Here is a 17,162-nt window from a genome sequence, read left to right as displayed (position 1 = left end):
CAGCCTGAAAGATTATTCAGTTGAATGGCGATGATGGTGACGAAGGATAAAGTTCATTTGAAACTCTCTTATTTAGATAACTAAATTGAATTACTTTTTAAAATACGGTAAAGCGAAAACGATTGCAAGCCTTTTTTCTAAAAAATTTTGAAAATTAAAGTGCGGTCTGATTTTCATCTGTTTTTTCCGCTTCATCTGTTTGAGCAATATGAGGGAATCCACCGAGATCTTTTAAATGATTGACCATATAGCAAAATAATTCCGCCGTACGTTCAGTATCATATAGTGCAGAGTGTGCTTGTTTCCCATCAAAAGGAATTTTTGCCGATTGGCATGCTTTGACGAGCACCGTTTGCCCAAACATAAAACCGGCAAGTGTTGCGGTATCAAACATTCCAAAAGGGTGGAATGGATTGCGTTTTACACCCGTGCGTTCAGCCGCAGCCATGACAAAGCTTTGGTCAAAAGCCGCATTATGTGCCACGATGATAGAACGTTGACATTCTGCATCTTTTTGTTCACGACGCACCATTTGGAACAATCCCGTGATGGCATCTAATTCAGATACGGCACCACGCAATGGATTGTGAATATCAATCCCATTGAATTTGAGTGATTCAGGATTAATATTCGCCCCCTCAAATGGTTCAATATGAAAATGGCATTTTTGATCAGGTTGTAAATTGCCATTCTCATCCATTTTTAAGGTGATAGCTGCAAGCTCTAAAAGTGCATCTTTTTTTGCATCAAACCCTGCTGTTTCCACATCAATAATGACAGGGAAGTAGCCGCGAAAACGATTTTTTAATTGGTGGTGATAAGGGATTTCTTGAGAGTTGGACATATTGTATCCTTTTAAATAAATAACGCAGGTAACCCTGCGTTATAAAAGAGCGAAAAAATCAACCGCACTTTTAATTAATTGCCTAGACCAGATTTTGAGCTTTTATTTTCGATAAATTCAATTTTATAGCCATCTGGATCTTCAACGAAGGCAATAACGGTTGTACCACCTTTAACTGGGCCTGGTTCGCGAGTCACTTTACCACCACTTGCACGAACTGCTTCACAAATAGCATAAATATCATCAACACCGATAGCAATATGTCCATATGCTGTACCTTGTTCATATTTATCTACGCCCCAATTGTATGTTAATTCAATTTCTGCGGCACTTTCGCCATCTTCATAACCTAAAAAAGCAAGCGTATATTTATACTCAGGGTTTTCACTCGTACGCAATAAACGCATGCCTAAAACATCTTGATAAAATTTAATAGAGCGGTCCAAATCACCTACTCGAAGCATTGTGTGTAAAATTTGCATCTTGTTTTCCTCTTTTCTATTAGGTTGTTGGGCGATTATAACATAGAAATTGGTCGCTTATATTGCAAGATATAACTTGCTTCCTAGGATTAGGTTTATTTCACTGCAATCATTGAACCAAAATTGAAGCATTGGAACCATAATTCGACGTGTGAAAATCCGATGTTTTTTAACCGCTCTTTGTGGATGTTAATCGAGTCAGTACGCATGACATTTTCAAGTGCGGTGCGTTTTTGGCTCACTTCAAGCTCACTGTAACCGTTAGCACGTTTGAATTGGTGGTGGAGATCAATAAGCAACTCATTCACTTTTTCATCTTCAAAACGGAATTTTTCAGAGAGCACCAATACACCATTTGGGTTTAAACCTTGGTAGATTTTGGTGAGCAAGGCTACACGATCTTCTGGTGGTAAAAATTGCAATGTGAAGTTGAGCACCACCATTGACGCATTCTTAATTTCAATTTGACGAATATCATCGCAAAGAATTTCTACGGGCACATCACTATGATAAGCCGCAACGTGCTGACGGCAGCGTTCCACCATTGGCAAAGAATTATCGACACCGATAATTTTCACATTAGGTTGTTTTATATTGCGTCGCATAGAAAGAGCTGCCGCACCGCGTGAACAGCCTAAATCATAGACTTGGCTGTCAGCCGTCACAAAACGTTCAGCCAGCATACCAATCGCCGTGATAATGTTGGAGTAGCCCGGAATCGAGCGTTGAATCATATCGGGGAAAACTTCCGCCACGCTTTCATCAAAAGTAAAATCGCCCAGTTTTTCGATCGGGGCGGCAAAAATCGTATCTTTCATCATGATTGAATTCTGTTGTTGTCTTGAGAGGGCATTTATTTAGATAAAATGCAAAAAACTGCGATCATTTTAGTGAAAGTTTTTAAAGGATCAAATAAATTTCGCTTTTCAATTTAAAAGGCATGTCTTTTTCCGTATAATCAACGCGTTAATAATCCATTTTTAGAAAAATGAAAGGAATACGAAAATGATGCGTACACATTATTGCGGTGCATTAAACCGCAACCATATTGGACAAGAAGTAACATTAAGCGGTTGGGTTCACCGTCGTCGCGATTTAGGCGGTTTAATTTTTATCGATATGCGTGATCGCGATGGTGTCGTGCAAGTTTGTTTTGACCCGAAATATCAAGAAGCGTTAACTGCAGCTTCAGGCTTACGTAATGAATTTTGTATTCAAATTAAAGGTGAAGTGATCGCGCGTCCTGACAATCAAGTTAATAAAAATATGGTGACGGGTGAAGTGGAAGTGTTAGCGAAAGAATTACGCATCTACAACGCTTCTGACGTTTTACCATTAGACTTCAACCAAAACAACACCGAAGAACAACGTTTAAAATACCGTTATTTAGATTTACGTCGTCCAGAAATGGCACAACGTTTGAAAACTCGTGCGAAAATTACCAGTTTTGTACGTCGTTTTATGGATGACAATGGTTTCCTTGATATTGAAACCCCAATGCTTACCAAAGCAACGCCAGAAGGTGCGCGTGACTATTTAGTGCCAAGCCGTGTACATAAAGGCAAATTCTATGCGTTGCCGCAATCACCACAGCTTTTCAAACAGCTTCTCATGATGTCTGGTTTTGATCGTTATTATCAAATTGTGAAATGTTTCCGTGATGAAGACTTACGTGCAGATCGTCAGCCGGAATTTACTCAAATCGATGTGGAAACTTCTTTCTTAACTGCGCCAGAAGTACGTGAGATCATGGAGCGCATGGTACACGGTTTATGGCAAAACATCATTGGTGTGGATTTAGGCAAATTCCCACAAATGACCTGGCAAGAAGCGATGACGCGTTTTGGTTCAGATAAACCAGATTTACGTAACCCGCTTGAATTAGTCGATATAGCAGATATCGTTAAAGATGTTGAATTTAAAGTATTTAATGAGCCTGCAAACAATCCAAACGGCCGTGTGGCAGTGATTCGTGTACCAAATGGTACTGAAATCACTCGTAAACAAATTGATGAATACACACAATTTGTTGGTATTTACGGTGCAAAAGGTTTGGCTTGGGCGAAAGTAAATGACATTAATGCTGGCCTTGAAGGCGTACAAAGCCCGATTGCGAAATTCTTAAATGAAGAGGTATGGAAAGCGTTAGCTGAACGCGTGAAAGCTCAAACTGGCGATATCTTATTCTTCGGTGCAGATAAATGGCAAACCACCACTGATGCAATCGGTGCATTGCGTTTGAAATTAGGTCGTGATCTTGGCTTAACTCGTTTAGACGAATGGCAACCGCTTTGGGTAATTGATTTCCCTATGTTTGAACGTGATGATGAAGGTAATCTTGCTGCAATGCACCACCCATTCACTTCACCAAAAGATTTTACGCCAGAACAATTAGAAGCGAATCCAACCGATGCGGTAGCAAATGCTTACGATATGGTTATTAATGGCTATGAAGTAGGTGGTGGTTCCGTCCGTATTTTCGATCCGAAAATGCAACAAACCGTCTTCCGCATTCTTGGTATCAATGAACAAGAACAACGCGAAAAATTCGGCTTCTTGTTAGATGCATTAAAATTCGGTACACCGCCACATGCAGGTTTAGCTTTCGGTTTAGACCGTTTAACCATGCTTTTAACTGGCACTGAAAATATCCGTGATGTGATTGCATTCCCGAAAACAACAGCCGCAGCTTGTTTAATGACAGAGGCACCAAGTTTTGCGAATCCACAGGCATTAGCTGAGTTAAGTATTCAGGTTGTAAAAGCTGAGTAATGTTGAAATTTAAATAATAAAGTGCGTTTAATTTTGACCGCACTTTTGTGGAGAGTAAATGAAACAGCCTACATCATTAAAAGTAATTGCCTGGATTAATATCCTTGCTTCAGTGATTGGATTTTGTTCGGTTTTCTATATTTTATGGGATGGGTGGCGTACTTTAGGATATGTAGTTCCTGAAGCTATCCCCTATTTGATTTTTGTATTTGTAGTTTCTTCTCTTATATTTTTATCTTCTATTGTTATGCTTGAAGGTAAATCATGGGGAAGAACACTTTATATAGTTATAGGATGTTTGTCTGTTGTCAGTGATTTTATCGAGGGCGGATATGCAGATAAAGATGCAATTAGAAGTCTAATTACATTATGTATTTGGGGATTTTTCCTATATCGTCCAATTATTAATGAATATTTCAAGTCTTCAAAAATAGAAAACGTTTAAAATAATTAGTCTCATTATTCTTATGGTGCGGTCAAAAATTCAACTGATTTTGACCGCACTTTCTTTTTATTGAAAAAATTTTATTCACTTAAATACATCACTTTTTTGGTATGAATATGATGTGGCTTTATTTGTTTTGAAGTTATATCCTAAAATTTCAAAATAATTAGATTTTTACTCTTTTATTCTTCTTTAAATGGAACTTTATTTACTTTACTCAAGGATAAAATTCTATTATAAATAGGTCCTTTTTAATTTATGGTCAATTTATAAGAGAACATTTTATGAGTGAAGTTTCAACTCCAGTAGAAAAATCAACATGGGCGAGTAAATTCTCAGCCTTAGGTCCTGGCATCGTGATGGCATCAGCAGCTGTTGGTGGTTCGCATATTATTGCATCTACCCAAGCTGGTGCGATCTACGGTTGGGAATTAGTGAGTATTGTTATTCTTGCTAACTTATTTAAATATCCTTTCTTCCGTTTCGGTGTTCAATATACCCTAGATACTGGTAATACGTTGTTAGAAGGTTACCGTCAAAAAGGGAAGTTCTACCTTTGGTTATTCCTTGCTTTAAACGTTTTTGCCACAGTAATTAATACTGCTGCAGTGGGATTATTAACGGCAGCAATTTTAACGTTTATTACACCAATTCCACTTCCAATGCCTGTATTAAGTTCATTAGTGATTCTTGTGACAACCGGCATTTTATTGTTGGGTAAATACCGTTTATTAGATAGCTTATCGAAAATTATCATGATTGCTTTAACGGTAACAACCGTGAGTGCTGTCGTGATTGCTTTTATGCGTAATGGCATCCATGGCGTAGCCGCACCTGATTTTGTAGCACCTTCTCCATGGGAATTAAGTAAATTGGCCTTTTTGGTGGCGTTAATGGGGTGGATGCCGGCGCCGATTGAGATTTCTGCCATTAATTCCATGTGGGTGGTAGCAAAACGTCGCTTGACCAAAGTGTCTTATCAAGACGGTTTATTTGACTTTAACGTGGGTTACATTGGTACAGCCATTTTAGCTGTCGTATTCTTAGCACTTGGTGCATTGGTGCAATATGGTTCCCCTGAAAGCGTAGAGATGGTCGGCGGAAAATATATTGCACAACTTATCAATATGTATGCAAGTACTATCGGTGAATGGTCTCGCTTATTAATTGCAGTCATTGCGTTCATGTGTATGTTTGGTACAACAATTACAGTCATTGATGGTTACTCTCGTACCAATGTTGAATCTTTGCGTATCTTATTCGGTAAACAAGAAAGCTCTGTGAGAATTCTTAATATCGGTATGATTTTTGCGGCGTTATCTGGTTTAGCGATTATTTTCTACTTTAATAATGCAGTAGGCCCAATGCTGAAATTCGCGATGATTGCTTCATTTGTTTCTGCACCAATTTTTGCTTGGTTGAATTTGTCTCTGACTAAGCACGCGAAACACAGTGTAAAAGGCGGCTTATTGTGGTTATCCCTTATTGGTTTATTCTACTTAACTGCCTTTGCAGGGTTATTTATCGCCCAACAAGCTGGCTGGTTAAACTAAAATAATTAAGATAATTACCGCACTTTAGTTTTAAAGTGCGGTAATTTTTTTGAAAGTTTTTAGCAGAAAAGGTATGATGCTGCCTATTCTCAATTATGTAGATGACGAGCTTGAAATATAAAAATAATCAATCGATTCTCGTGGTAATTTATGCGGAAAGCACGCATCGTGTTCTTATGCTTCAGCGCCAAGATGATCCCACCTTTTGGCAATCCGTTACGGGGACATTGGAAACCGACGAAACACCAAGAGAAACAGCAATTCGAGAAGTTTGGGAAGAAATAGGATTAAAAATAGAAGAAAATTCGACCGCACTTTTTGATTGCAAAGAGAGCATAGAATTTGAAATTTTCTCGCATTTCCGCTATAAATACGCACCGAATGTGACTCACTGTCATGAACATTGGTTTTTATTGGCAGTTGAGCAGGAATTTAAACCGATATTAAGTGAGCATTTGGCGCATCAATGGGTTTCTCCAGAACATGCGATCCAAATGACGAAATCGCCGAATAATGCCGAGGCCATCAAAAAATATTTGATGAACGGCTTTCCTCTATAGAAAAGAGGATTTAATTTAAAAACGTTTTTAAGATAAGAAGGAAAACAACATGGCAGGCCATAGTAAGTGGGCAAATATTAAACACCGTAAAGCAGCACAAGATGCGCAACGCGGTAAAATTTTTACAAAATTAATTCGTGAATTAGTCACTGCTGCAAAAATTGGTGGCGGTGACGTAAGTGCGAACCCGCGTTTACGTGCGGCAGTAGATAAAGCCTTATCGAGCAACATGACTCGCGATACCATTAACCGTGCGATTGAACGCGGTGTGGGCGGTGGTGATGACACCAATATGGAAACAAGAATTTACGAAGGTTATGGTCCGGGTGGAACTGCTGTGATGGTTGAGTGTCTAAGTGACAACGCAAATCGAACCATCTCACAGGTTCGACCAAGTTTCACTAAATGTGGTGGTAACTTAGGGACTGAAGGCTCTGTGGGCTATTTATTCAGCAAAAAAGGCTTGATTTTAATTAGCCAAGGTGAAGAAGATGCGTTAATGGAGGCGGCAATTGAAGCCGGTGCGGATGATGTTCAACCACAAGATGATGGTTCATTTGAAATCTATACTGCGTGGGAAGATTTAGGTTCTGTGCGCGATGCAATCGAAGCAGCAGGATTTAAAATTGATAACGCAGAAGTAACAATGATTCCATCAACAACAGTTGATCTTGATCTTGAAACTGCGCCTAAATTGTTGCGTTTAATTGACATGTTAGAAGACTGTGACGATGTACAAAACGTATATCATAACGGTGAAATTAGTGATGAAGTTGCAGCTCAGCTGTAATTTTAAGGAGATTTATAATGAAATTATCTAAAGTATTACCAGCAATGGCCGCTCTTGTTGTTTTATCGGCTTGTGCAAGCGATGCACCAAAAATGGAAAACAAAGCGGAACAAATGGCCACCCCTACTGTAACTGATAAAACAGTAGTTTATACTTGTAACAAGAAAACTGTAACTGCAGTTTATCAATTCGAAAACCAAGAGCCAACAGCAGCAATGGTGATGGTGGGTAACAAAGTTATCGCGAAAGATTTTGCTCGTGATGCAGCTCAAAAAGACTTCACTTCATTTACTTCAGGCAAATATGTTTGGAACGTAGATAGTGGTTTAACTTTAGATAAATTTGATTCTGTTGTGCCAGTAAATCTTTTAATTAAAGGTAAAAAAGCAGACAAAATTGTTGTGAAAAACTGTGATGTAGATGCAAAAGCAACTGCAAAAGCAAACCAATAATTAACACTAAAAACGGCCGGCATTGACCGGCCGTTTATTTTTGAGAATTTATGAGTATTATTTTAGGCATTGACCCAGGTTCTCGTGTAACGGGTTATGGTGTGATTAAACAAAATGGTCGCCATTTAGAATATCTCGGCAGTGGAGCCATCCGCACGCAGGTAGAAGATTTACCTACACGCTTAAAACGAATTTATGCTGGCGTGACAGAAATCATCACACAATTCCAGCCCGATATGTTTGCCATTGAACAAGTGTTTATGGCTAAAAATGCGGATTCAGCTTTAAAACTGGGGCAAGCACGTGGTACGGCGATTGTGGCAGCAGTGAATCATGATTTACCTGTATTTGAATATGCTGCTCGTTTGGTGAAACAGACTGTTGTTGGGATTGGTTCTGCAGATAAAGTTCAAGTACAAGATATGGTGACACGAATTTTGAAGCTCTCAGATAAACCTCAGGCAGATGCGGCAGATGCTTTAGCTATTGCGATTACCCATGCTCACACCATTCAACATTCTTTGCATATTGCTAGCTCGGTCAAAACGACAGAAACACACGAAAAAATGACCGCACTTTTAAAAACAAGATACAGCCGAGGTCGATTTAGATTAAAAATTTAACTGGATTAATATCCAGTTTTATTTTATTCTATGTAAAATTTTTTTACGTGGAAATCTTATGATCGGTCGTTTAAAAGGCATCTTATTAGAAAAACAACCTCCTGAAATTTTGCTTGATGTACAAGGCGTCGGTTACGAATTATTGTTACCGATGACCAGTTTTTATGATTTACCTGAAATCGGGCAAGAAACCACATTATTTACCCATCTTGTTGTGCGTGAAGATGCCCATCTTCTTTTTGGATTTGCCCAAAAAACTGACCGCACTTTATTCCGTGAATTAATTAAAACCAATGGTGTTGGCCCTAAATTGGCACTCGCGATTTTATCAGCTATGTCAGTAGAGCAGTTTGCTTACGCTATTGAGCGAGAAGAGCTGTCAAAATTAGTTAAAATTCCTGGTGTGGGCAAGAAGACGGCTGAACGTTTATTGGTAGAGTTAAAAGGGAAGTTTAAAGATGTTCGCCAAAGTTATTTCTTTGTGGAGAGCAAGCATATTCCTTCAACGTCAGAATTGCGCCAAGCTGAAAGCTCAGCTGATGAAGCGGTTGCTGCATTGGTTGCATTAGGTTATAAACCAACGGATGCTGAAAAAATGGTGAAAAAAGTCGCTAAAGCGGATTTAAGCAGTGAGCAATTAATTCGTGAAGCCTTAAAAGCCGCATTATAAAGATTAAACCAATATGATCGAAGCAGATAGAATTATTAGTAGTCAGGCAAAGATGGATGAAGATATCATCGATCGTGCGATTCGTCCAAAGCTTTTAGCCGATTATGTGGGACAGCCACAAGTGCGAGAGCAGATGGATATTTTCATTAAGGCGGCGAAATTGCGGCAAGATGCCTTAGATCATCTTTTGATCTTCGGCCCTCCAGGTTTAGGAAAAACAACGCTAGCTAATATTGTGGCAAATGAAATGGGTGTGAATATTCGCACAACATCAGGTCCTGTTCTTGAAAAAGCTGGCGATTTAGCGGCAATGCTGACAAATCTTGAACCCCATGATGTGTTGTTTATTGATGAAATTCACCGTCTTTCCCCTGCGATTGAAGAAGTACTTTATCCAGCAATGGAAGATTATCAGTTGGATATTATGATCGGTGAAGGCCCTGCTGCACGCTCAATTAAATTAGACTTGCCACCTTTCACATTAATTGGTGCAACAACTCGAGCGGGTTCTTTAACTTCACCACTACGTGATCGTTTTGGTATTGTTCAGCGTTTAGAATTTTATTCCGTTGAAGATTTAACTTCTATTGTGACAAGAAGTGCCTCTTGCTTAAATCTGGAATTAGAAGATAGTGCGGCTTTTGAGGTGGCGCGTCGTTCGCGTGGTACCCCTCGCATTGCAAACCGTTTATTGCGTCGTGTTCGAGATTTTGCTGATGTGCGTAATGATGGCATTATTTCGGCAGATATTGCGAAACAAGCACTTTCAATGTTAGATGTAGATGATGCGGGCTTTGATTACTTAGATAGAAAATTGCTTACCGCAGTGATTGAACGTTTTGATGGTGGGCCAGTTGGATTAGATAACTTGGCAGCAGCAATAGGTGAAGAACGAGACACTATCGAGGATGTTTTAGAACCTTACTTGATTCAACAAGGATTTTTACAGCGCACCCCTCGAGGTCGAATTGCAACTTCGTTAACTTATCGACACTTCGGACTTCAGAAGCCATCAGAATAAGAGATATAAAAAAGGACATATCGATATCAATATGTCCTTTCTTTTTGAAACCTGCTTAGTTAGTTCCTTCAGTTCCTTCAATATAGCTCTTCATACTATTTAATCTTGCTAAACCCACATCACAGCTTTTTTGCTGAGTCGCTAATTCCATTTCAAGAATTTGCTGTTTACTTTGATTGAGTTTGCTTTTGATTTTACCTACTTGAGTATGAGTACCCGGCTGTTTTTCTGCTTGGGCAATCAAATTTTCTGTTTCTTTAAATAACTGTGTGCATTGTTGTGGAAGAGCAGCTTTGTTTTCTGTAATAGGTGCTGCAGTGGCAGATAGTGCCATAGAACCGAAAAGTGCGGTCAAAATTACACAAATTTTTTTCATTGTAAATCCCTACAAATCTTTCCAAATATTATTGGGCTAAAAAATAACAAAATCTTGTCACCCTGTCTAGTGATTATTTTGTCTATTTCTTTTCAATAAAGTTTCCTTGTGATAGAGATAAATTTTTTCATTCGAGATAAATATGCAAGATTTGATGTAGATCAATTTCGCTATAGTTATGCCAAATAGGGTATTTTGTAACTTATATCAAAAAATGTGATCAAGATAACGGTTTTTTCTGTTTTTTATCCTCATAAATAGTAGTAGAATATGGCAAGTTTTTGAATATTTATATTGTAATCGGTTACTGTATTCTGTTTTGAGAATAGAAAAGGCAATTATTACGTAAATAATTCAATATTTCTTAACAATTTCTGTTGAGTAGTTTGGGGTGGTTATTTGGGGTTATCCCTAGTAATCATAAAGTGAAAATCTTGTAGATTTATACAAGGAGTTGAGATGTTAGACGTTGTTGATCTCTCACGCTTGCAGTTTGCATTAACTGCGTTATATCACTTCATTTTTGTACCATTAACATTAGGTTTATCTTTCGTTCTTGTGATCATGGAAACCATTTATGTTAAAACGGGCAAAGAAGTATATAAAGATATGACTAAATTCTGGGGTAAGTTATTTGGTATTAACTTTGCTCTAGGGGTAACGACCGGTATTATCATGGAGTTCCAATTCGGGACAAACTGGTCTTATTATTCTCACTATGTAGGTGATATTTTCGGTGCGCCATTAGCGATCGAAGCATTACTTGCATTCTTCTTAGAATCCACTTTCGTGGGTCTATTCTTTTTCGGTTGGGATCGTTTAACTAAAGGTAAACATTTACTCGCAACTTACTGCGTAGCCTTTGGTTCAAACCTTTCTGCGATGTGGATTTTAGTTGCGAATGGTTGGATGCAACATCCGGTAGCGGCGGAATTCAACTTTGAAACCGTTCGTATGGAAATGACCAGCTTCTTAGATCTTTGGTTAAATCCAGTTGCGCAAAGTAAATTCTTACACACATTAACAGCAGGTTATACAACCGGTGCAATGTTTGTATTAGGTATCAGTGCATTCTATTTATTAAAAGGTCGCGATATTGGTTTTGCTAAACGTTCATTCTCTGTCGCGGCAACATTTGGTTTTATTGCTGCATCTGCTGTATTAGTTATGGGTGATGAATCAGGTTATGACATTGGTAAAGCACAACCTGTGAAATTGGCTGCAATGGAAGCTGAGTTTGATACTCATGCAGCTCCAGCGCCATTCCATCCAGTTGCGATTCCAAATACCGCTGAAATGAAAAATGATTTTGCGATTGAAATCCCTTACTTAGGTGGTTTAATTGCAACGCGTTCTTTAGACACTGAAATTGTTGGTTTGAAAGATATTCAAGCAAAAAATGAAGGTCGTGTTCGTAACGGTATGGTTGCTTATGATTTATTCACGCAATTAAAAGCAGAGAAAAAATCAGCAGGTCAAGTAAATCCAGAAACTAAAGCAAAATTTGATGAAGTCAAAGGTGATTTAGGTTTCGGTTTATTATTAAAACGTTACACAGATAAAGTTGTTGATGCAACGGATGAACAAATTAAACAAGCAGCACGTGATACTATTCCAAACGTAGGTCCTAACTTCTGGGCATTCCGTGGTATGTTAGCGGCTGGTGGTTTAATTATCTTATTAGCTTTCGGCGCATTTGTTCAGAATTTACGTAACAAAGTGACTTCTTCTCGCTTATTACTTAAAGCATTGCTTTGGAGTATTCCATTGCCATTCTTAGCGATTGAATTTGGTTGGTTCTTAGCTGAATTTGGTCGTCAACCATGGGCGATTTATGAAGTATTACCGGTGGGTGTGTCTGCCTCTAACTTGAGTGTAGGTGACTTATGGTTCTCTATCGGTTTAATTTGTGTACTTTACTTCTTCTTCATCATTGCGGAAATGTATTTGATGTTTAAATATGCACGTTTAGGTCCAAGTGCATTGAAAACCGGCAAATACTATTTTGAGCAATCATCTAAATAAGCAGGAGATGGATTATGCTTGATTATGAAATTCTACGTATTATTTGGTGGGTGCTAGTTGTTGTATTGCTTATCGGTTTCTCTGTAACAGATGGATTCGATATGGGCGTGACCGCACTTTTACCCGTAGCAGGTAAGAAAGAAGTAGAAAGACGTATTATGATTAACTCTATTGCTCCACACTGGGATGGTAACCAAGTTTGGTTATTAACTGCTGGTGGTGCAATCTTCGCGGCATGGCCGATTGTTTATTCTGTAGCGTTTTCAGGCTTCTATATTGCCTTATTCCTCGTGTTAGCTGCGTTATTCTTCCGTCCAATTGGTTTTGAATATCGTGCGAAAATTGATAACCCAACATGGCGTGCTGTGTGGGATTGGGGCTTGTTTGCTGGTGGTTTTGTACCTGCATTAGTATTCGGTGTAGCATTTGGTAATTTATTACAAGGTGTACCATTTGAATTAAATGAGCTTTCACAAGCAACTTACACAGGTTCGTTCTTTGCATTATTAAACCCATTCGCATTACTTTGCGGTGTGTTAAGTCTTGCAATGTTAGTAACTCACGGTGCGAACTGGTTACAAATGAAAACCACTGCTGCATTGCGTGATCGTGCAAGAGCAATTACACAAATTGGCGCATTAGTGACATTAATTACTTTTGTACTTGCAGGTGTATGGCTTTCTTTCAAAGACGGTTATGTGGTGACTAGCGCGATTGATCACTTTGCAGCATCAGCGCCAACTTCAGGCAAACAAGTAGCAGTTGAAGCAGGAGCATGGTTCAAAAACTTCAATGAAAATCCAGCTTTATGGGCATTCCCAGCATTAGCTGTGGTTGGTGCATTATTAAATGTGATTGCATCTAAAGCAAATCGTTGTGGTTTTGCATTCTTCTTCTCTGTATTAACAATGGCTGGTGTGATTATTACTGCGGCAGTATCAATGTTCCCATTTGTAATGCCTTCAAGTACTCATCCAGAACAAAGTTTATTAATGTGGGATGCAACGTCAAGTGAATTAACATTAACCTTAATGTTCTACTTGGCATTAGTATTCGTTACCATCTCATTGCTTTACACCATTTGGTCATACTACAAAATGTTTGGTCGCTTGGATGAAAGCTTTGTTGAAGACAACAAAAACTCATTATACTAAGGAGAAACAATATGTTATACGTAATTTGGGTAGTGGGTGTGTTGGCTGCAGTTATGGTGAGTGCTAAATTAACCATTGGTAAAGAAAAGTCAGGTAAATTTGACGAGTAATGATGATTAATTCACTCTATCAATTAAGTAATAAGGGTTCCTTGCGAACCCTTTCGTTTATTTTGGCGTTATTTTTAACTGCGGCTTTCTTTTTAAATTTAAGTCAATTTTCAACCGCACTTCGAACCGCTCATCCTGCTTGGATTCTTGCAATCTTTTGGGGATTGATTAATTTATGGATTCACGGGATTGGATTTGAAATTCGTCGAGCAATATGGCAGCTCGTTTTCTTGCCCTTTATTGGTTATTTCACTACAATAATTGCCATTGTTCAGCATTGGTTTTTATAAGAACGATAGACAAATATTATTATTTGGATCTTGCACATCTAATGAACTGGTTCTAAAATAAGCGGCTTGTTATGGCTGATAATTTGAGCATTATTTTGAATAACCAATGTTTTACCTTTCCGGTTCGTGTCTATTATGAGGACACGGATGCTGGCGGAGTAGTGTATCACGCACGTTACTTACATTTTTTTGAACGTGCGCGAACTGAATATTTAAGAACGCTTAATTTTTCCCAACAATCATTATTGCAGGAACAACAATTAGCTTTTGTGGTCAAAACCATCTCTATTGACTATTGTATTCCGGCAAAATTGGATGATTATCTTATTGTTGAAACTGAAATGACGGCAGTGAAAGGAGCAACAATCCTCTTTGAACAGCGGTTAGTTCGTGAGACGGTGGTGTTATCAAAGGCTACTGTTAAGGTAGCCTGTGTTGATCTAGGCAAAATGAAACCTGTCGCAATTCCTGAAGAATTAAAAGCGGCATTTTTAAAGTAAATAACTTTTCGGAGTATGCAATGACTGCAGAATTGAACTTTTTAGATCTTTTTCTAAAAGCGAGTATCGTTGTTCAACTTGTAATTGTGATCTTAATTTCGTTCTCAATTATTTCTTGGGCAATCATCATTCAACGTAGCCGTATTTTGACGAGTGCGTTAAAAGAAGCGAACACTTTTGAAGATCGTTTCTGGTCTGGTGAAGATTTAAATAAACTTTATGATGGTTTATCTAATCGTCGTGAAGTACTAACAGGCAGCGAACAAATTTTCTTTGTTGGCTTTAAAGAATTCTCTCGCTTAAAGCAAGTGAATGCAGATGCGCCAGAAGCAATTATCAAAGGTACGACTCGTGCGATGAACCTTGCGATGAATCGTGAAGTGGAATCCCTTGAAAGCCGTGTACCTTTCTTAGCAACAGTTGCTTCTGTAAGTCCATATATTGGTTTATTTGGTACCGTTTGGGGGATCATGCATGCATTTATGGCATTAAGTGGTGCGAAACAAGCAACATTACAAATGGTTGCTCCAGGTATCGCAGAAGCCTTGATCGCAACCGCAATCGGTTTGTTTGCGGCGATTCCTGCTGTAATGGCGTATAACCGTTTAAGCTTACGTGTAAATGCGATTGAACAAAATTATGGTAACTTCATTGATGAATTCACCACAATTTTACATCGTCAAGCCTTTGGTAAAGCGCACCATTAAAAATCAATAAAAAATTGACCGCACTTAATAAATAAGATGAAAAGTGCGGTGGATTTTAGGAAGTTTTAGAGGAAATTATGGCTCGTCGTCAGCGTAAAGACATTAAATCTGAAATTAACATCGTGCCATTTCTCGATGTTCTTTTAGTTTTAGTGTTAATTTTTATGGCAACCGCGCCGATTATCAGTCAGAGCGTTCAAGTGGAACTCCCTGATTCGGTGCAAAGTCAAAATGTATCAAATGAAGATAAAACACCGGTTATCTTAGAAGTAGCGGGTGTAGGGCAGTATTCGATTTCTATTGGTGGTCAACGCCAAGAAGGCCTTAACGAAGAAATGGTAACCCAATTATCAAAACAAGAATTTGATAAAGACAATAACACAATGTTCTTAGTGGGCGGAGCAAAAGATGTACCTTATGAAGAAGTGATTAAAGCACTGAATTTACTACATCTTGCCGGCATTAAGTCTGTGGGTTTAATGACCAACCCAATTTAAGAATAAGTAGGTAAAACCGTGCAGAATAATCGACGAAAAAAACGTGCAAATGAGTTTGTCATCTCTATTGCGATGCACCTTGCATTGTTTGGTTTGTTGATTTGGAGCTCTCTTTATCAAACCGTTGAAATAATGGGTGGTGGAGAAGGTGAAGGTGATGCCATGGGAGCTGTGATGGTCGATACTGGCAGTGCAGCACAGGAATGGGGACGTATTCAACAACAGAAGAAAGGTCAAACTGATAAACAGAAAAAACCAGAACCTGTAGTCAAAGAGAAGAAACCAGAGCCTGAACCTGAACCAAATCAGCAAGAAATTGCGAAACAAGAAGAGATTAAGCGTCAGCAGGAAATTCAACGTCAAAAAGAACTTGAAAAACAAAAGCAGCAAGAAATTGAAAAGCAAAAACAGCAACAAGAACTTGCTCGTCAAGAGGCGTTAGAAAAACAGAAACAAGCTGAAGAAGCAAAAGCAAAACAAGCTGCAGAGGCAGCGAAGTTGAAAGCGGAAGCCGAGGCAAAACGTTTAGCTGCAGCAGCTAAACAGGCTGAAGAAGAGGCAAAAGCGAAGGCACAAGCTGAAGCTCAAAAAGCGAAAGAAAAAGCAGAAGCAGATGCTAAAGCCAAGGCTGAGGCGAAAGCGAAAGCCGATGCTGAAGCAAAAGCGAAGGCCAAGGCAGAAGCCGATGCGAAAGCGAAAGCAGAAGCAGATGCTAAGGCGAAAGCGAAAGCCGAGGCTGATGCCAAAGCGAAAGCAGAGGCTGAAGCAAAAGCCAAGGCAGAAGCAAAAGCTAAAGCGGATGCAGAAGCTAAAGCGAAGGCTGATGCGAAAGCCAAAGCAGATGCAGCAAAACGTAAAGCGGATCAAGCAGCTTTAGATGATTTCATGAACGGTGGTGACATCGGTGGTGGTAGCGCATCTAAAGGTGGTAATGCGAATAAAGGCGGTACACAAGGTAGTGGTGCGGGACTTGGGGCTGGAGACGGTGGCAAGGTCGGTGACCAATATGCTGGTGTGATTAAGCGTGAAATTCAACGCCGTTTCTTAAAAGATCCAAGTTTTGCCGGTAAAGTTTGTAGCATTAAAATTCAGCTCGGTAGAGATGGTACGATTTTAGGCTACCAGCGCGTTTCTGGACCAGATGATATTTGTACTGCAGCATTAAGTGCGGTAGCTAGAACGAAAAAAGTTCCAGCAGCACCATCTGATGCTATTTATGAAAAATATAAAGCGCCGACTATCGACTTTGATATCAATGCTCGATAATTGGTTTTAGGAAAGTAACAACGTT

General features: G+C 39.0%; 21 protein-coding genes and 1 other annotated feature (1 of these 22 only partly in view). Of the genes, 17 read left to right on the top strand and 4 right to left on the bottom strand.

Annotated elements, in window-relative coordinates; genetic code table 11:
- Positions 1–37, bottom strand: a sequence feature (His leader region); it reaches 91 nt to the left of the window's first position.
- A 117-nt stretch (positions 38–154) separates the two neighbouring features.
- The 3 genes from rnt to cmoA form a co-directional block, all read right to left on the bottom strand.
- Positions 155–844 (bottom strand): ribonuclease T, encoded by a 690-nt coding sequence (rnt, locus tag DX522_RS02795; RefSeq protein WP_115179743.1) that lies wholly within the window; start codon positions 842–844, stop codon positions 155–157.
- Positions 845–918: 74 nt separating this feature from the next.
- The gene (gloA, locus tag DX522_RS02790; protein ID WP_049356445.1) at positions 919–1,326 is read right to left on the bottom strand and encodes a lactoylglutathione lyase; all 408 of its coding nucleotides are present in this window, start codon (positions 1,324–1,326) and stop codon (positions 919–921) included.
- A 95-nt stretch (positions 1,327–1,421) separates the two neighbouring features.
- Entirely contained in the window at positions 1,422–2,147 is a 726-nt protein-coding gene (gene cmoA, locus DX522_RS02785) for a carboxy-S-adenosyl-L-methionine synthase CmoA (RefSeq protein ID WP_049381649.1), read from the bottom strand.
- Positions 2,148–2,331: 184 nt separating this feature from the next.
- Between cmoA and aspS the strand changes: the two genes are divergently transcribed.
- The 9 genes from aspS (at position 2,332) to ruvB (ending at position 10,212) form a co-directional block, all read left to right on the top strand.
- On the top strand, positions 2,332–4,098 hold the full coding sequence (gene aspS, locus DX522_RS02780) for an aspartate--tRNA ligase (protein WP_115179742.1): 1,767 nt from the start codon (positions 2,332–2,334) through the stop codon (positions 4,096–4,098).
- A gap of 58 nt (positions 4,099–4,156) precedes the next feature.
- Positions 4,157–4,543, top strand: a complete 387-nt coding sequence (locus DX522_RS02775; protein WP_115179741.1) for a hypothetical protein — start codon at positions 4,157–4,159, stop codon at positions 4,541–4,543.
- Positions 4,544–4,827: 284 nt separating this feature from the next.
- Positions 4,828–6,096 (top strand): NRAMP family divalent metal transporter, encoded by a 1,269-nt coding sequence (locus DX522_RS02770; protein WP_115179740.1) that lies wholly within the window; start codon positions 4,828–4,830, stop codon positions 6,094–6,096.
- A 101-nt stretch (positions 6,097–6,197) separates the two neighbouring features.
- Positions 6,198–6,656: a dihydroneopterin triphosphate diphosphatase gene (gene nudB / locus DX522_RS02765; protein ID WP_115179739.1), complete on the top strand. Its 459-nt coding sequence runs from the start codon at positions 6,198–6,200 to the stop codon at positions 6,654–6,656.
- Positions 6,657–6,705: 49 nt separating this feature from the next.
- Entirely contained in the window at positions 6,706–7,446 is a 741-nt protein-coding gene (locus DX522_RS02760) for a YebC/PmpR family DNA-binding transcriptional regulator (RefSeq protein WP_005697071.1), read from the top strand.
- A gap of 17 nt (positions 7,447–7,463) precedes the next feature.
- Positions 7,464–7,898 (top strand): hypothetical protein, encoded by a 435-nt coding sequence (locus tag DX522_RS02755; RefSeq protein WP_115179738.1) that lies wholly within the window; start codon positions 7,464–7,466, stop codon positions 7,896–7,898.
- Between the two features lie 50 nt (positions 7,899–7,948).
- Positions 7,949–8,521 carry a crossover junction endodeoxyribonuclease RuvC gene (gene ruvC / locus DX522_RS02750; RefSeq protein ID WP_115179737.1) on the top strand — a complete coding sequence of 191 codons (573 nt, stop codon included), beginning with the start codon at positions 7,949–7,951 and terminating at the stop codon, positions 8,519–8,521.
- 58 nt (positions 8,522–8,579) lie between these two features.
- Entirely contained in the window at positions 8,580–9,191 is a 612-nt protein-coding gene (gene ruvA / locus DX522_RS02745) for a Holliday junction branch migration protein RuvA (protein ID WP_115179736.1), read from the top strand.
- Positions 9,192–9,204: 13 nt separating this feature from the next.
- Positions 9,205–10,212 carry a Holliday junction branch migration DNA helicase RuvB gene (gene ruvB, locus DX522_RS02740; RefSeq protein WP_115179735.1) on the top strand — a complete coding sequence of 336 codons (1,008 nt, stop codon included), beginning with the start codon at positions 9,205–9,207 and terminating at the stop codon, positions 10,210–10,212.
- Between the two features lie 55 nt (positions 10,213–10,267).
- Here ruvB and DX522_RS02735 read toward each other — a convergent pair whose 3' ends face one another.
- On the bottom strand, positions 10,268–10,588 hold the full coding sequence (locus DX522_RS02735) for a DUF5339 domain-containing protein (protein WP_115179734.1): 321 nt from the start codon (positions 10,586–10,588) through the stop codon (positions 10,268–10,270).
- 459 nt (positions 10,589–11,047) lie between these two features.
- On the opposite strand from DX522_RS02735, the gene DX522_RS02730 reads away from it, so the two are divergent.
- From DX522_RS02730 to tolA, 8 genes are all read left to right on the top strand, one after another.
- A complete protein-coding gene (locus tag DX522_RS02730) occupies positions 11,048–12,613 on the top strand; it encodes a cytochrome ubiquinol oxidase subunit I (protein WP_115179733.1) in 1,566 nt (521 codons plus the stop codon).
- 14 nt (positions 12,614–12,627) lie between these two features.
- On the top strand, positions 12,628–13,767 hold the full coding sequence (gene cydB, locus DX522_RS02725; RefSeq protein WP_049374448.1) for a cytochrome d ubiquinol oxidase subunit II: 1,140 nt from the start codon (positions 12,628–12,630) through the stop codon (positions 13,765–13,767).
- An 11-nt stretch (positions 13,768–13,778) separates the two neighbouring features.
- Positions 13,779–13,877 carry a cytochrome bd oxidase small subunit, CydX/CbdX family gene (locus tag DX522_RS02720; RefSeq protein ID WP_101494276.1) on the top strand — a complete coding sequence of 33 codons (99 nt, stop codon included), beginning with the start codon at positions 13,779–13,781 and terminating at the stop codon, positions 13,875–13,877.
- Between the two features lie 2 nt (positions 13,878–13,879).
- The gene (gene ybgE / locus DX522_RS02715) at positions 13,880–14,167 is read left to right on the top strand and encodes a cyd operon protein YbgE (RefSeq protein WP_115179732.1); all 288 of its coding nucleotides are present in this window, start codon (positions 13,880–13,882) and stop codon (positions 14,165–14,167) included.
- A gap of 71 nt (positions 14,168–14,238) precedes the next feature.
- Positions 14,239–14,667, top strand: a complete 429-nt coding sequence (gene ybgC / locus DX522_RS02710) for a tol-pal system-associated acyl-CoA thioesterase (protein ID WP_262054152.1) — start codon at positions 14,239–14,241, stop codon at positions 14,665–14,667.
- Between the two features lie 20 nt (positions 14,668–14,687).
- Positions 14,688–15,374: a protein TolQ gene (gene tolQ / locus DX522_RS02705; protein ID WP_115179731.1), complete on the top strand. Its 687-nt coding sequence runs from the start codon at positions 14,688–14,690 to the stop codon at positions 15,372–15,374.
- Positions 15,375–15,451: 77 nt separating this feature from the next.
- Positions 15,452–15,871, top strand: coding sequence for a colicin uptake protein TolR (tolR, locus tag DX522_RS02700; protein WP_032803822.1), 420 nt, complete (start codon positions 15,452–15,454; stop codon positions 15,869–15,871).
- A gap of 18 nt (positions 15,872–15,889) precedes the next feature.
- Positions 15,890–17,137, top strand: a complete 1,248-nt coding sequence (gene tolA, locus DX522_RS02695; RefSeq protein WP_115179730.1) for a cell envelope integrity protein TolA — start codon at positions 15,890–15,892, stop codon at positions 17,135–17,137.
- Positions 17,138–17,162 lie beyond the last annotated feature (25 nt).

Source organism: Haemophilus parainfluenzae (genome assembly GCF_900450995.1).
GTDB classification, from domain to species: Bacteria; Pseudomonadota; Gammaproteobacteria; order Enterobacterales; family Pasteurellaceae; genus Haemophilus_D; species Haemophilus_D parainfluenzae_O.
The sequence above is the reverse complement of the archived record's forward strand: the minus strand, read 5'-3'. Positions and strand labels throughout refer to the sequence as shown.

Coding starts and splice junctions, on each gene's coding strand:
- rnt (WP_115179743.1), bottom strand. CDS start 844: ATGTCCAACTCTCAAGAAATCCCTTATCACCACCAATTAAAAAATCGT.
- gloA (WP_049356445.1), bottom strand. CDS start 1,326: ATGCAAATTTTACACACAATGCTTCGAGTAGGTGATTTGGACCGCTCT.
- cmoA (WP_049381649.1), bottom strand. CDS start 2,147: ATGATGAAAGATACGATTTTTGCCGCCCCGATCGAAAAACTGGGCGAT.
- aspS (WP_115179742.1), top strand. CDS start 2,332: ATGATGCGTACACATTATTGCGGTGCATTAAACCGCAACCATATTGGA.
- DX522_RS02775 (WP_115179741.1), top strand. CDS start 4,157: ATGAAACAGCCTACATCATTAAAAGTAATTGCCTGGATTAATATCCTT.
- DX522_RS02770 (WP_115179740.1), top strand. CDS start 4,828: ATGAGTGAAGTTTCAACTCCAGTAGAAAAATCAACATGGGCGAGTAAA.
- nudB (WP_115179739.1), top strand. CDS start 6,198: ATGACGAGCTTGAAATATAAAAATAATCAATCGATTCTCGTGGTAATT.
- DX522_RS02760 (WP_005697071.1), top strand. CDS start 6,706: ATGGCAGGCCATAGTAAGTGGGCAAATATTAAACACCGTAAAGCAGCA.
- DX522_RS02755 (WP_115179738.1), top strand. CDS start 7,464: ATGAAATTATCTAAAGTATTACCAGCAATGGCCGCTCTTGTTGTTTTA.
- ruvC (WP_115179737.1), top strand. CDS start 7,949: ATGAGTATTATTTTAGGCATTGACCCAGGTTCTCGTGTAACGGGTTAT.
- ruvA (WP_115179736.1), top strand. CDS start 8,580: ATGATCGGTCGTTTAAAAGGCATCTTATTAGAAAAACAACCTCCTGAA.
- ruvB (WP_115179735.1), top strand. CDS start 9,205: ATGATCGAAGCAGATAGAATTATTAGTAGTCAGGCAAAGATGGATGAA.
- DX522_RS02735 (WP_115179734.1), bottom strand. CDS start 10,588: ATGAAAAAAATTTGTGTAATTTTGACCGCACTTTTCGGTTCTATGGCA.
- DX522_RS02730 (WP_115179733.1), top strand. CDS start 11,048: ATGTTAGACGTTGTTGATCTCTCACGCTTGCAGTTTGCATTAACTGCG.
- cydB (WP_049374448.1), top strand. CDS start 12,628: ATGCTTGATTATGAAATTCTACGTATTATTTGGTGGGTGCTAGTTGTT.
- DX522_RS02720 (WP_101494276.1), top strand. CDS start 13,779: ATGTTATACGTAATTTGGGTAGTGGGTGTGTTGGCTGCAGTTATGGTG.
- ybgE (WP_115179732.1), top strand. CDS start 13,880: ATGATTAATTCACTCTATCAATTAAGTAATAAGGGTTCCTTGCGAACC.
- ybgC (WP_262054152.1), top strand. CDS start 14,239: ATGGCTGATAATTTGAGCATTATTTTGAATAACCAATGTTTTACCTTT.
- tolQ (WP_115179731.1), top strand. CDS start 14,688: ATGACTGCAGAATTGAACTTTTTAGATCTTTTTCTAAAAGCGAGTATC.
- tolR (WP_032803822.1), top strand. CDS start 15,452: ATGGCTCGTCGTCAGCGTAAAGACATTAAATCTGAAATTAACATCGTG.